Genomic DNA, 14,418 nt, shown 5'->3' on the forward strand with positions numbered 1-14,418 from the left:
CTGTATGAAGGGGGGGACGCTACTCGATATTAAAGGTCGCGACCTCTTTCATGCCCGGGATGTACTGGCCCACAGGCACAAGCTTCTTATTCTCCTTTACGCAGTCAATGATGATGGACCAGAGCTGGTTAAGTTCCTCTTTCTCTCTTGCATTTTCAGGGGTCATTTTCAGAAGTGTTCCTTCAAGTTCGATCTTCATGGTAAATCCTCCGATAATGTTAGATAGTTCATTATACTACGAATACCACTTTTCGGAGGGTGCAGAAAGGTCCTCAAAAATAGCCGCGGCAGCTGTTGCTCCCTGGCCGACCGCAGTGACGATCTGCTTGAACCCTCCGGTAATATCTCCTGCAGCATAGATCCCCGGCACATTTGTTCTGAAGGCCTTGTCCACCCTGATATAGCCTTCGTCGTCCATCCGGACGCCGAGTTTTTTTGCAAGTTCATTATTCGGCACGTACCCTATGGCAACGAATACCCCGTCTATCAACCGGGTGTTTGTTGACGCATTATTCACATCTTCAAGGACGATCTCGTTCACAAACTTCTCACCTCTGATCTCAATCACCTTTGTGTTCCAGATGATCGGGATCTTGTTAGCAGCAAGGCTGTCCTGAAGAAATTTTTCTGCCCGCAGTTTGTCCCGCCTGTGAACAATCGTGACATCAACGCCTATGTTCTTCAGATAGAGTGCCTCTGTAGCTGCGGTGTTGCCGCCCCCGATGACGAATACCTTCTTCCCGTCCTTAAAGAAGTACCCGTCGCAGGACGCGCAGTAACTTACGCCTCTGCCCTGGAACTCCTTTTCTCCCGGCACATCAAGTTTTTTGCTCTCTGCCCCTGCGGAGATCAGCAATGCCTTTGCCTTGTACGCGACCCTGTTAGTTCGTATCTCGAACAGATCATTCGTCTTCTGTACATCAAGCACTTCCTCGCCCTGGTGAATGTCCGTATATTGGATCGCCTGCTGTGCCATCATGTCCATAAGCGTCTTGCCGCCGATGCGGGTAAAACCGGGATAGTTCTCTACCACGGGAGTGATGGCAACCTGTCCGCCGATATTGCCTTTTTCAATAACAACGGAATTCAGCCCGGACCGTTCAGCATAGATCGCTGCGGTAAGGCCCGCAGGCCCGGCGCCGACGATCACGAGATCTTTCTCGATCACGCCTTCACCTTCAAATGGCTTGATCTCGACAGGGGCTGCTGTCAGCACTTCCTCGATAAAGACCTCTTCCGGCTGCAGTCCTGTGCTGACGAGCTGGTCGTTAATGAATACCTGAGGCACTGAAAATGCATTATATTCTGTTGCGAGATCCCTGTTCTCATGGATTTCAATGATCTCGGTGCTGATAAGATCCTTTTTTTCTATGGCTGCAGAGACGGCGTGCAATGCCTGATGAGGGCAGTACGGACAGGTTGGGCTCACAAAGACCTTGATATTGCGGTTCTCTTTCAGTTCGGACAGGCGCTTCTTCGATGCATCAGAAAGTATGGTCATGCCGGCTGATGCCATGATCACGCCGAGCAGGAAGGTGCGCGCTTCCTCGCCCGCAGGGGCGCCGGTAAATCTGATGGCATACTGTTCAGGCTCAATCAGGAGGGTGGGAGTGCGGGTTATGTGGTATTTCTTTGCAGTCTCGCTGTCAGGGGCGACGAAAACAGGCTTGATCTTTTCAGTGAGCGTTGAGAGTTCTGTCAGAAGCTTCCGGCAGAAGTCATTAAAAGGCCTGTTCTGATCGTCAGAAAGCACTGCGATCAGGCTGACAGACTTCTTCATCTGAGCCAGCTCCTTCTGCAGGACTTTCTTCGTGTTATCCGAGATAAATTCTTCTTTCTTTGGTCCCATTCCTTAACCCCGAAAAGACAACTCTGTGATTGGACGTATTTTACCTGAAAACTGCGAAAATAATGATCACTGCATGGACTGCATTTTGAGCGGGGAAGCCATGTTGACTTGAAATTCTCATCTCGGATAAGATAACAATTCGATGAAAATAGCTATCGGATCAGATCACGCAGGCTTTGGCCTTAAAGAGGATGTTCTCGATCTTTTGAACGGGCTTGGTCATGATATCGTTGACTGCGGGACCTATAACACGGCATCTGTCGATTACCCTGATTTCGGGGAAAAGGTCTCGAAGATGGTAGGTTCAGGAGAGGTTGAACGGGGTATTTTGATCTGCGGCACCGGCCTGGGTATGTCCATGGTAGCGAACAAATTTCCGAATGTCAGGGCAGCGCTCTGCAATGACCTCTTCAGTGCAAAGATGAGCCGGCTCCATAATGATGCGAATGTTCTTGTTCTTGGCGGCAGGATCCTCGGCAAGGACCTGGCTGCGGAGATCGTGCGGACGTGGCTGAGCACAGCGTTCGAAGGTGACCGGCATATGAGAAGACTGAACAAAATCAAGAAAATAGAGGAAACCTTAAACAGCAATGATTGATGAAAGCCTGAAAACCAGCGATCCCGAAGTTTATGAAGCTATTGAGCAGGAGAAGAACAGGGAGCATCAGAAGATCGTACTCATCGCATCGGAAAACTATGCCAGCCGCGCAGTGCTTGAGGCGCAGGGATCGATCTTTACGAATAAATATGCTGAAGGATATCCGTCGAAAAGATATTACGGCGGCTGCGAATATGCCGATGCCGTTGAAACGCTGGCTATTGAGCGGGCAAAGAAGATCTTTGGCGCAGAGCATGTGAATGTGCAGCCGCACTCAGGTTCCCAGGCGAACATGGCTGTATATTTTGCGGCGATCAAGCCAGGGGACACGATCCTCGGCATGAGCCTCAGCCATGGCGGCCACCTTACCCACGGCGCATCAGTCAGCTTCTCAGGCACGTTGTACAAGAATTTCTCTTATGGGGTGAACAAGGACGGCGTCATTGATCTTGATCAGGTGAGGAAGCTTGCGCAGGAGCATAAGCCCCGCATGATCATTGTCGGCGCAAGCGCCTATTCCCGCATCCTCGATTTCAAGGGCTTCTCTGAGATCGCAAAGGAAGTGGGCGCCTATCTGATGGCAGATATTGCCCATATCGCCGGCCTGATCGCTGCAGGGGTCCATCCCTCGCCTGTCCCCTATGCTGACTTTGTCACCTCGACAACACATAAGACCCTGAGGGGACCGCGCGGCGGCATGATCATGTGCAGGTCAGAGCATGCAAAGGCAGTGGACAAGGTGATCTTCCCCGGCATCCAGGGAGGCCCTCTGGTGCATGTGATTGCAGCAAAGGCAGTTGCATTCAGGGAAGCGATGACCGAGGACTTTAGCACATATCAGAAACGTGTTGTCGAAAACGCAAAGACCCTTGCAGACGAGCTTGTCAGGAGGGGCTTCAGCATCATCTCAGGCGGCACGGACAATCATCTCATGCTCGTTGACCTTACGAACAAGAGCAGCACAGGCAAGGATGCAGAGGATGCACTTGATAAGGCGGGTATAACCGTGAATAAAAATGCCATCCCCTATGACACGAGACCCCCTGCTGTAACGAGCGGCATCAGGCTCGGCACCCCGAGCATCACGACCCGCGGCATGGGCAAGGCAGAGATGGTCGAAATTGCCGAGATCATCTCCTCTGTCATAGACAACTGCACAGACCCAGGGAAGATCCAGGCATTTGCCGAGCGGGTCAAGACCCTCTGCGATAAGTTCCCGATCTACCGGTGATGCAGTGAACAGGGTCAGCGAACAGAATCAGGTAAAGACTGAAAATTCTTTTCTCGCTGATGCTATCTCTTCTTTTCTGCCACATACCCTCATCCCTGACACTGCTGCTGAGACTTTCCTTTCATGAAGTGCCCCTTCTGCGAGAGCCAGGAAGACAAGGTCATTGACTCGCGTGTGAGCAAGGAGGGCAATGCCATCCGCCGCAGGCGTGAATGCCTGAAGTGCGGCAAGCGTTTTACCTCTTATGAACGGGTTGAAGAACTGGCCCCCATGGTCATCAAGAAGGACGGACGGCGGGAGTCCTTCAATGCAGACAAGATCAGAAGCGGACTGCTCATTGCCTGCAAGAAAAGGCCTATTGAGACGGACAAGATCGACGAGATCGTTGACAATATCGAGAAAAAGCTTATCGGTCTCGGCGAAAAGGAGATACCGAGTTCCTCCATCGGCGAAGAGATCATGGCAGCGCTCAAGGAACTCGACAAGGTCGCTTATGTGCGGTTTGCCTCTGTGTACCGGCAGTTCAAGGATATCAATGAGCTCATGGACGAGGTGAAGACCCTCTTCGATCATCACAAAGATAAGAAGTAATGCGCACCCCTCTTCTTCTGGTAATTGAGGACGACGAAACCATAGCTCTGAGCCTCAGGACTTTCTTCGAGAGCAAAGGATGCAGTGTTCTCTGCGCCTCGACATGCAGGGAGGGTCTTGACATCTGCCTCAGGGAGATTCCCGATACCGTTATTCTCGATCTTCGTCTGCCTGACGGAAGCGGCATTGATGTCCTTAAGGAGATCAAGAAGGACTACCCGGAAATATCCGTGATCGTTATGACCGGGTATGGCGAGATAGACGAAGCGGTCAGTGCCATGAAACTGGGGGCTGAATATTATTTTCAGAAGCCGATATCCCTGGATGCGCTCTCAGTTTTTGTTGAAAAGAGCATCGGCATCAAGAAGATGAAGCAGGATGCGGTCTTTTTCAAAAAGACCGATCATCCGATCATCGGGAGAAGCCACCATATCCAGAGCATAATCCATATGATCAACCTCCTTGCCGCAAATCCCTCGACCACTGCACTTATCCTCGGAGAGACCGGCACCGGCAAGGAGATCATTGCCCGCAATATCCACGCGCTCAGCAGCAGGGCTGACCGGCCTTTTGTTGATATCAATTGTGCCGCGATCCCTGAACCTATCCTTGAGAGTGAGCTCTTCGGGTATGAGGCCGGCGCCTTTACTGACGCAAAAAAGACGAAAATAGGACTTATCGAACTGGCTGACAGGGGTACGCTTTTTCTTGATGAGATCGGGGACATGCCGCTCAGCGCCCAGGCCAAGATACTGCGGGTCACCGAGACCAGGACCTTTAAGCGCCTGGGTGGAACGCGGGACATTGCCGCAGATGTCCGGATCGTAGCTGCAACGAACAAGGACCTTGCTGATCGGGTCAGGAAAGGACTTTTCAGGGAAGACCTTTACTACCGCCTGAATATCATGCCGCTGCAGGTTCTGCCCTTGCGGAAGAGGTCTGATGACATCCCGCTTATTGCCGAGTTCCTGCTGAAAGAGATAAAGAAGACTCTCGCCAGGAAGGAGATCGGAATCTTGACAGAGGCGGCCAAGGAGAAGCTCTGCAGCTATTCCTGGCCCGGCAATGTGAGAGAACTGAAAAATGTAATTGAAAGAGCTGCAATTCTCTGCCCGGAGGGTGATATTATGCCGCGGCATATCATTATCCCTGAAGGGACGACCGGAGATCCTGACCGCAGGCCGCTGCCGCTCAGTGAAATGGAGCAGGAGCATATCAGGCATGTATTGCGCATGGCGAACGGCAACAGGACAAAGGCTGCTGACATGCTGGATATAGCCAGGTCAACCCTGAGCGAAAAGATAAAAAAGTACAGCCTCCAGTGACCGAGAATCGGACGGCCTGTCCGGATTCCGGTCATTCCTGATTTTTTATATTCCCCAGTCCTCATCCCGAAACAGTCAATCACAAGAAATAAAGCTTTTAAAACAACTTATTGCATGATTCGTTGTGCTGACATGTATGCCTAAAAGAGATGGCACAGGTCTTGATATATGGGTTCGATAGTTTATTGCGGGAGGATAACGAAATATGAAAAAGATATTGATTGTTGATGATGAACCAACAATACTGATGACCTTGTCGCACGTGCTCAGCAACCCTGACACTACGGTTATCACCAGCAGCAGGATGGAAGAGGCTGAAGAGGCCCTTTCACGGTATACCTTTGATCTGGTGATAGTAGATATACGGTTAAGCGGCATGGAAGGCATGGAAGGGCTTGAACTGCTCAGTTATGTGAAACAGATCAGCCCGACGACCCAGGTGATCATCATGACAGCCTATGGTTCCGAGGAGATGCGGGAAGAGGCCGGAAAGAGAGGGGCTTTTCACTACTATGAAAAACCGATCGACATACCTCATCTTCTCGATAAGGTCCGATCGCTTAACATACCGGTTCTCACAAAGGGGTAATGACATGTATTTAATCAGAAGGAGGGGGTTATGACCGTATTGCAGAAGATTCTCATTGTGGACGATTCCCAGCTCATCCATAACATGTACAGACTTGTCATGAACAGGTATCAGGGGTGCAAGATCCTTGATGCCATGAACGGGCTTGAGGCCCTTGATATACTTTCCAAAGAAAGCGACTTTGATATTATCCTGCTGGATATCAATATGCCGGTAATGAACGGGATCCAGTTCATGGAGAAACTGTATAGCGAGAATCTCTACCGCCATATTTCGATCATTGTCATAAGCACTGAAGGCAGGGAGGAAGATACGTTAAGGGCGTTGAAATTGGGAGCTGTCGGATATGTGGTAAAGCCTTTCAAACCGCATCTTCTGCATGAGCTTATCGAAAAAGTAATGGGCAAAAAAAAGGCAAAGTCGCCTTTTCCGGAGACAGACCGCAACAAAGAGTCTGCGGCCAAGTAATCCTATCTTATGACTGCGCATCCGGGGAAGAGGTTGCAATAGGACAGACATGCACAACCATGCCGGTATAATTAGGGAACAGATCATAACGGAAGACGAATACAGGCTTTTCACCGAGCTGCTCGAACAGCGTTTTGGCAAGATGCTGAAAAGCGGGAAAATGCTCTCCTTTCATATGAAGGTTTCGCACAGACTTGCGGTGCTCGGCATGGGAACCTACCGTGAATATTATGACTATCTTGTATCTGATCCTGAGGGTATGGAAGCAGCTGTTCTGATGTCGCACCTGGCGAACCATGAAAGCTGTTTTTTCAGGGACGAGGAGCAGTTCAGGCTCCTTTCCACTCTTCTTAAAGAGGCAGCCGGATCATATCAGTTGAAGCACAAGAAAAGCATCAGAATACTTTCTGCTGCGTCAGCCACCGGAGAAGAGGCATACACCCTGAGTTCAGCAGTACGCAGCTGCGGCATCTGCCGGCCGGCCTGGGACGTGAAGATCATCGGCATTGATATTGCCCCAAAGGCAATTGTTTGGGCTAAGGAGGGCAGATACGGCAGGGACTCTTTTGGCACTGAAGTCAGCGACAAGAATTTCAGAACGGAAAATTTCACTGCCGACGGGGAACGGTATATGGTAAAACCGTGCCTTAGGGAAAATGTCGAATTCAGGTTCGGCAATCTTGTCGATGCAAAATCTCTTGCCGGACTCGGCACCATGGACATGATCTTCTGTCGGCATATTTTGGGATCCATGACCGACAGCGGCATTCAGCGAGCGGTCAGGAATCTCTTCAGCTTGCTCTCCGATGAAGGATATCTGTTCATCGGCACTTCCGAAAGTATTATCCAGCATACGAACCTGTTTGTGCCGATGCGTACCGGCGCCATGACCGTTTACAGGAAGAATATATGCAGGGAACCGAGACTGGCCGGGATGTGCTCGATGGACGTTCTGCAGCAGGAGGCGAGATGACGATGCTTAATGAGCCGCATGAGATATGGAAGCTATTACCGAAAAAGGATTGGTGGGAGCGGCAGGAGTATATCAATAAGCTGATTTCGTATCCTTTGGTTGAATATTTGCCCGATCTGGAGCAGGGCATCAGGAATGATGATGATGCAGATATCAGGAATGCAGCCATGGAGGTTTACCGGGTCCTTGGCGTGAAGGGTTTCCCCTCGCTTGAGGGTCTGCTGCAGGACCATAACCATGAAGTAAGACTTTTTGCCGTGAACATTCTCTGCAGTATTGCTGACCGCGGAACGTTTCCGCTCCTGGCCGAGGCCATGAATGATTCAGATGTGAATGTAAGAATAGCTACTGCTGAAGCCCTCGGCAAGGTGAGAGATGAGCGTGCCATACCGCTGTTGGAGAGTGCACTTGATGATGAGCCATGGGTTGCCATGGCTGCAATTGATGCACTGGGTCAGATCGGCGGGGATGATGCGCTCAGACTTCTGTACCGCTGTCTCGAAATGCCCGGGGTTCAGGAGCTCGCCATAGAAGCGATCGAGAGGGCCGGGAAGCAGGAATCCATTAAATATCTTGCAGACTGCCTGCATAAAGTGGAGCTCTTTGAACATGCCCTTAAGGCTATTCAGGAGATCTCGGAACGGGAAAATATCAGACCGGACCCGGAGTTTTTTATGCACCACATAGCGATGCTGCTGGCCATGCTCCAATCTCCGGATCCAAAGACCCGCAAAGCGGCAGGCATGGCGATAAGCTGCTCCCGCAGTATAGGTGCGCAGCAATGCATGATAGAACTGGTAAAAGATGATGAGCTGCAGGAGTATGCCGTTGATGCACTGCTTCAGGCCGGGAAAAGGGCTGTATGCGGCATTGTTGATGCAATTCGGAATTTTACCGGTCCCCACAGGCAGATCCTTGCCAAGACCCTCAGTATGCTCGGCGAGTATGACGCACTGCTTCAATTCGCAGAAGACAGTGATGCAGAGGTTCGTACCGAGGTGGCGCTTGCTCTCGGCCGTGTTGCGTTGCCAAGGGCGCTCCAGATACTCGAGTCCATGCTGCATGATCCTGACGAGGAGGTCCGCATGGCTGCCAGAAGGAGCCTGGACAGCAGGGACAAGGCAGTGGAGCCATGAGTTTCAGAGCATCCGTATCCGGTGAGTCCGGAAGGCTGGCGCTGGGCGGCAGCCTCACGATCGAGAATGCTGCCAAGATCAGGGAAGAGCTGCTCGGGACTTTCCGGGAGTCTGAGGGGGTTATCCTTGAGCTTATGGGAGATGTTGTTGCTGACGTTTCTTTTATGCAGATACTCTGCTCGGCGAAGAAAACAGCAGTGATTGAGAAGAAGCGGTTTGAAGTTGACTGGTCTGCTGCTCCGGGAGTCAGAAGTTCCATGGCTGCTGCCGGATACAACGGTGATGAACTATGTTTTCAAGATGCTGGTGAAGACCGGAGATCGGTCAACGGAGGTCCGAATGAGTAAGAAGATCATGACGGTTGATGATTCGGCCAGTGTACGTCAGCTGGTGAGCTTTACCCTGAAACAGCATGGCTACGAGGTTTCCGAGGCGGTCAATGGCTCAGAGGCCCTGAAAAAACTCAAACAGGGAAAGATAGACCTGCTGATCACGGACATTAATATGCCGGAGATGGACGGCATCAGCCTTATCAAGATGGTAAGGGACGACCCTTCATACAAATTTATTCCGATCATCATACTCACTACAGAGTCTCAGACCGGGAAAAAGGAAGAGGCAAAGGCTGCCGGGGCCACGGGGTGGATCATCAAGCCGTTCCGGCCTGATCAGCTCGTCTCGGCCATAAGAAAGGTGATGGGATGAGCGACGAATTTGCCGAGATCAGGGAAGCCTTCAAAGTCGAGGCATCCGAGATACTTACAGCGCTTGAAGCATCACTCCTTGATCTTGAGAAAGACCCTGACAATATGGAGATGGTCTCATCCATATTCAGGTCGTTTCATACGCTTAAGGGATCAGGCGGCATGTGCGGTTTTGACGATATTTCGGCATTCACGCATCAGATTGAGACCGTTTACGACCTTGTCAGGAACTGGAAGATAGAAGCGGACAAGTCCCTCTTCGACCTCACCCTGTCTGCATGCGACCATATACGTGACATGATGAACGTTGACCAGCTCAGCAGAGAGGCAGTTGACAATCGGACTGCGGATATCCTCGCAATGTTCAGAAAGTTTATCCCTGAGGAGAGAAAGGCGCCGAAGATCCTGAAGCAGGCTGGTCTTGCCGAAGAGATATTCGGCGAAGAAGAGCAAACGAAAAAAACCGTTTACCGGATCCGTTTCCGGCCTTCCCGGGACATTTTTCTGCGTGGTACAAATCCGCTTCTGCTGATCGATGAACTCAGGACAATGGGTGACTGCAGGGTCATAGCGCATACCCAAAGCATACCGGCGCTGGACCTGCTGGATGCGGAAGCATGTTACACCTCCTGGGACATCATTTTGACAACAACAAAGGGACTGAATGACATTCAGGATGTATTTATATTTATTCAGGATGAGACAGAACTGTCAATAGACATCATTTATGACGGGGATGCAGATCTTGATGCTGAAGACTTTCGTAAACTGGGCGAGATCCTTATCGAGAAACAGGACATCAGGAAAGAGAACCTCGAACAGATACTGAGGGAAAGAAAGCGGCTTGGGGAGCTGCTGGTTGAAGAGGGGCTGGTCCAGGAGGTCAGCATACAGGCTGCGCTGGCCGAGCAGGAGCAGGTGAAGCAGGTTCGGGAGGACCGGCAGAAGATCGAAGCCACAATGAATATAAGGGTAGCTTCCCGGAAGCTCGATAAATTGATCAATCTTGTGGGCGAGCTGGTCACTGTTCAGGCGCGTCTGAGCCAGACCTCTTTACGCTACGACGATCCTGAGCTGCTCCTGATCGCGGAAGAGGTCGAACGCCTGATAGAGGAACTCAGGGACACTTCCATGAACATACGGATGCTGCCGATGGGTACCACCTTCGGCAAGTTCAAGAGACTTGTCCGCGATCTTACGGCAGAGCTTGGCAAAGAGGCTGAGCTGTTCACTGAAGGAGCTGAGACAGAACTCGACAAGACGGTTATCGAGAAGCTGAACGATCCCCTGGTCCATATCATCAGGAACTGTGTCGACCACGGCATAGAACTGCCTGATCTGCGCAGACAGCAGGGCAAACCCAGAAAAGGCAGCATTCGCCTTTCTGCTGTCCATTCCGGAGCCTATGTGGTTATTCAGATCCAGGATGACGGCGCCGGTCTTAATAAGACGGCCATACATACAAAGGCGCTGCAAAAAGGTCTGATCCAGCCGGACGATGAGCTGAGCGAACGCGAGATATTTAATCTGATCCTTGCGCCGGGATTCACGACCTCAGGCAGTGTTACCAGCGTCTCGGGCCGCGGCGTCGGCATGGATGTGGTGAAGAAGGCTGTTGATAATCTCAGGGGCACGATCAAGATAGAGAGCCTGCCTGGGGAAGGGACCACCATAACCCTGAGCCTGCCTCTGACCCTTGCGATTATCGAGGGCCTTCTGGTGAAGGTCGGGACCGAAACGTTCGTGATGCCGCTCTCGATCGTGGAGGAATGCATCGAACTGACCGGCCAGGCCATTAAGGAAGGCCACGGCAGAAACCTCGTTAACGTACGCAGCCAGATAGTCCCCTATATCCGTCTTCGGGAACAGTTCGCGATCAGCGGCAATGAGCCGGCTATCCAGCAGGTCGTGATCGCAAATACCGAAGGAAGGCGCGTGGGATTTGCTGTGGACAGCGTGATCGGTGAACACCAGACCGTGATCAAGTCGCTTGGCAAGTTCTACCGTGATGTACGGGGAATCTCTGGTGCGACGATCCTCGGAGACGGTTCCGTGGCCCTGATCCTCGATATGCCGCAGCTGATCCAGATGGTCGAAACAGAGGAAAACGCATGAAGATGACCCAGGCCCTCCTGTCTCTGCCTGATAACAATGAAGCTGACATCTCTGCAATGGTATCAGAAAGATATCTGAGACAGCGCAGAAGGGAGAAGACATGAAATTGACTATTTCTCAGAAACTCGGATCGGTAATGGGTGTCCTGCTCCTGCTGATGATCAGCATGGGTCTGTTCTTTTTCTTCTCGACAGGCAAGGTGCAGCAGGCAGTGGCGCAGAATCAGGAACTGCGTAAAACGAACGAACTGATGACAGACCGGGTGATCGACCATCTGAAGTGGATGGACGGCATCTCCACAGGGGTGTTTATCCAGGGCAGGGAATTTACCGGCAAGCTCGATCCAAACGAGTGCAACCTCGGCAAATGGATGAAGACGTTCAAACCCTATTCTGACGAAGTGGGACAGCCGTTCTCTGCTCTTGATGCGCCGCATCGCAAGCTGCATAGCACGGCTGAAAAGATCATTGCCGCATATAAAGCAGGAGACCGGTCCGGGGCCACAGCAATATTCACGGAGGAGACGATCCCTGCGGTCAACGAAGTTCAGTCACATCTCAGGCAGATCAAGGAGATACTTCATAAAGACGAGGCAAAGTCGCTCGAACAGCTCACCGTGATCCAGTCCAATGAGAAGAAGGTTTCGATCTTCCTGACCGTGCTGGGTATCCTGCTTGGCAGTTTTCTGTCCCTTATTATTACAAGGAACCTGCTGAATCTCCTTGGCGGAGAGCCTGCATACATAGCCGAGATCGCCGAGCGGATATCCTCAGGTGACCTCACCATGAAGCTGAGCTCCGGAAGGGCGCAGGATACCGGCATCTTTGCGTCAATGAAGCATATGGTAGAACAGTTGAAGGGCATTGTCGAGGATGTAAAATCAGCCGCCTCCAATGTTGCCGCCGGAAGCCGGGAGATGAGCCAGAACTCACAGCAGATGTCGCAGGGGGCCTCTGAACAGGCAAGCTCTGTAGAGGAGGTATCATCCTCAATGGAAGAGATGGCCTCGAATATCCGTCAGAACGCAGGCAATGCGCAGCAGACCGAGAAGATCGCGGTCAAGTCGGTCGCGGATGCTGCAGAGAGCACCAGGGCTGTGATGGATGCGGTCATGGCAATGAAACAGATCGCCGAGAAGATATCGATCATAGAAGAGATAGCGCGGCAGACAAACCTGCTTGCGCTGAATGCTGCAATAGAGGCAGCCCGTGCAGGAGAGCACGGCAAGGGCTTTGCCGTGGTTGCCTCGGAGGTGAGGAAGCTGGCAGAGCGGAGCCAGACAGCCGCGGTCGAGATCAGTGAGCTGTCGGTCTCAAGCATGGATGTTGGCGAGCGGGCCTGCGATATGCTGGCAAAGCTGGTTCCTGACATACAGAAGACCGCGGAACTGGTGCAGGAGATCAATGTTGCCAGCGCTGAGCAAAACAGCAGTGCAGAGCAGATCAACAAGGCGATACAGCGGCTTGATCATGTTGTACAGCAGAATGCCGGTGCAGCAGAGGAGATGTCATCCACAGCAGAGGAACTGTCGGCCCAGGCTGAGCATCTGCAGAGCGCAGTGGAGTTTTTTCGTATTGCTGAATCCGATTACAGCCGGAGGCGGCAGCTCGCAGCTGATGCACAAAGCGCAGTGCGGCAGGGAGCGGCGCTGCCTTTGCAATATAGCGCATGATTGGTTGGTGTCGTATTTTAAATTTGTTTCTGAATACATTCCGAATTATAACGGCGTGGCAGCTCAGAATAGGTGTAAAACAGCAAGCCTGAGGAGGTGGAAGGGGACAGATCATAGAGCAAAAGGGGGCAGGCAATCGGTTCTGTTTAAATTAATAAAATGATTAGCTCAAAGGAGGAGTTATGTTCAAAGACATGAAGATCGGTTCAAAGCTGTTTATGGGGTTCGGCATTGTGGTATTCGTGATGATTGCCATTGGCGGCGCAGGTTACTGGGGCGCCTCATCGATCACCGGCGAAACGGTGAAGCTGCTGCATACTGATGTTGCGCTGTCCGAGACTGCCATGGAGGTCACGATCGGCATACTAAATATGCGCAGGTTTGAGAAAGACCTTTTTCTGAACATTGGCAACCGTGAGAAAGAGGCAGATTACACCAAAAAGTGGAATGCAGCGGTTGATGAGACTGTCAAGGCAGTCACTGAGTCAGAAAAAGTGCTTACTGTTCAGTCTGACAAGGATACGTTGAAGGATGTTAAGACTGAATTGGCTGTATATGTGGCTGGCATGAGAAAGGTCATGGGCCTGCTTGTGTCCGGGGCAATCAAAGATGCTGCAGGAGGCAATGCAGCGATCGCTGAAGTCAAGGATGCCATACACAAGATGGAGACTGCTGCAGAAACACTCGACCACGAGGCGAACAAGCGCGTTGAGCAGGCAGAGAGCAATATGAACGCATTTTCGAGGCGCATATCCATCATTCTGCTGTCCCTTGTTATTATTGCCCTTCTGGTGAGCGTTGCTATCAGTCTGCTGATAACCCGCAGTATTACAGCTCCTCTGATCTTAGGTGTGGATGTTGCCAACAAGCTTGCCAACGGAGACCTGACGCTCGATATCCAGACGCAGAGCAAAGACGAGACCGGCCAGCTGCTTTCTGCCATGAAGAATATGGTGGAGAAATTAAAAGAGACCATTGTAGATGTAAAGTCCGCGGCTGACAATGTTGCCTCAGGCAGTTCCGAGTTGAGCGCCAGTTCAGAGCAGATGTCGCAGGGAGCATCTGAGCAGGCCAGTTCGGTCGAGGAGGTCTCATCCTCCATGGAAGAGATGGTCTCGAACATAAGACAGAACGCAGACAACGCACAGCAGACAGACAAGATAGCCC

At 51.5% G+C, this 14,418-nt stretch carries 15 protein-coding genes; 13 read left to right on the forward strand and 2 right to left on the reverse strand.

Annotation, left to right across the window (positions count from 1 at the left end):
* Positions 1 to 19: 19 nt before the first annotated feature.
* Together HZB62_15700 and trxB are read right to left on the reverse strand one after the other, a co-directional pair.
* Positions 20 to 199, reverse strand: a complete 180-nt coding sequence (locus HZB62_15700) for a hypothetical protein (protein MBI5076595.1) — start codon at positions 197 to 199, stop codon at positions 20 to 22.
* Positions 200 to 235: 36 nt separating this feature from the next.
* Complete coding sequence (gene trxB, locus HZB62_15705) at positions 236 to 1,849, reverse strand: thioredoxin-disulfide reductase (GenBank protein ID MBI5076596.1); 1,614 nt, start codon at positions 1,847 to 1,849, stop codon at positions 236 to 238.
* 142 nt (positions 1,850 to 1,991) lie between these two features.
* Between trxB and rpiB the strand changes: the two genes are divergently transcribed.
* The 13 genes from rpiB to HZB62_15770 form a co-directional block, all read left to right on the forward strand.
* Positions 1,992 to 2,447, forward strand: coding sequence for a ribose 5-phosphate isomerase B (gene rpiB, locus HZB62_15710; protein MBI5076597.1), 456 nt, complete (start codon positions 1,992 to 1,994; stop codon positions 2,445 to 2,447).
* Complete coding sequence (locus HZB62_15715) at positions 2,440 to 3,678, forward strand: serine hydroxymethyltransferase (protein MBI5076598.1); 1,239 nt, start codon at positions 2,440 to 2,442, stop codon at positions 3,676 to 3,678. The genes rpiB and HZB62_15715 overlap by 8 nt, the downstream gene beginning before the upstream one ends.
* 123 nt (positions 3,679 to 3,801) lie before the next feature.
* A complete protein-coding gene (nrdR, locus tag HZB62_15720) occupies positions 3,802 to 4,269 on the forward strand; it encodes a transcriptional repressor NrdR (GenBank protein MBI5076599.1) in 468 nt (155 codons plus the stop codon).
* Entirely contained in the window at positions 4,269 to 5,594 is a 1,326-nt protein-coding gene (locus tag HZB62_15725; GenBank protein ID MBI5076600.1) for a sigma-54-dependent Fis family transcriptional regulator, read from the forward strand. The genes nrdR and HZB62_15725 overlap by 1 nt, the downstream gene beginning before the upstream one ends.
* A 205-nt stretch (positions 5,595 to 5,799) precedes the next feature.
* Positions 5,800 to 6,183: a response regulator gene (locus tag HZB62_15730; GenBank protein MBI5076601.1), complete on the forward strand. Its 384-nt coding sequence runs from the start codon at positions 5,800 to 5,802 to the stop codon at positions 6,181 to 6,183.
* Between the two features lie 30 nt (positions 6,184 to 6,213).
* Positions 6,214 to 6,651 carry a response regulator gene (locus HZB62_15735; protein MBI5076602.1) on the forward strand — a complete coding sequence of 146 codons (438 nt, stop codon included), beginning with the start codon at positions 6,214 to 6,216 and terminating at the stop codon, positions 6,649 to 6,651.
* 49 nt (positions 6,652 to 6,700) lie between these two features.
* On the forward strand, positions 6,701 to 7,624 hold the full coding sequence (locus HZB62_15740) for a methyltransferase domain-containing protein (GenBank protein MBI5076603.1): 924 nt from the start codon (positions 6,701 to 6,703) through the stop codon (positions 7,622 to 7,624).
* The gene (locus HZB62_15745; GenBank protein MBI5076604.1) at positions 7,561 to 8,760 is read left to right on the forward strand and encodes a HEAT repeat domain-containing protein; all 1,200 of its coding nucleotides are present in this window, start codon (positions 7,561 to 7,563) and stop codon (positions 8,758 to 8,760) included. The genes HZB62_15740 and HZB62_15745 overlap by 64 nt, the downstream gene beginning before the upstream one ends.
* Entirely contained in the window at positions 8,757 to 9,107 is a 351-nt protein-coding gene (locus HZB62_15750) for an STAS domain-containing protein (protein ID MBI5076605.1), read from the forward strand. Before HZB62_15745 ends, HZB62_15750 begins: the two co-directional genes overlap by 4 nt.
* Positions 9,100 to 9,465, forward strand: coding sequence for a response regulator (locus tag HZB62_15755; protein ID MBI5076606.1), 366 nt, complete (start codon positions 9,100 to 9,102; stop codon positions 9,463 to 9,465). The genes HZB62_15750 and HZB62_15755 overlap by 8 nt, the downstream gene beginning before the upstream one ends.
* Positions 9,462 to 11,579 (forward strand): chemotaxis protein CheA, encoded by a 2,118-nt coding sequence (locus HZB62_15760; GenBank protein ID MBI5076607.1) that lies wholly within the window; start codon positions 9,462 to 9,464, stop codon positions 11,577 to 11,579. Before HZB62_15755 ends, HZB62_15760 begins: the two co-directional genes overlap by 4 nt.
* Positions 11,580 to 11,679: 100 nt before the next feature.
* The gene (locus HZB62_15765; protein ID MBI5076608.1) at positions 11,680 to 13,251 is read left to right on the forward strand and encodes a CZB domain-containing protein; all 1,572 of its coding nucleotides are present in this window, start codon (positions 11,680 to 11,682) and stop codon (positions 13,249 to 13,251) included.
* Between the two features lie 182 nt (positions 13,252 to 13,433).
* Positions 13,434 to 14,418, forward strand: a 985-nt coding sequence (locus HZB62_15770; GenBank protein ID MBI5076609.1) for a methyl-accepting chemotaxis protein, incomplete at its 3' end; no start/stop codon positions are given.

This window comes from Nitrospirota bacterium, assembly GCA_016214855.1.
Lineage (GTDB): Bacteria > Nitrospirota > Thermodesulfovibrionia > Thermodesulfovibrionales > UBA6898 > UBA6898.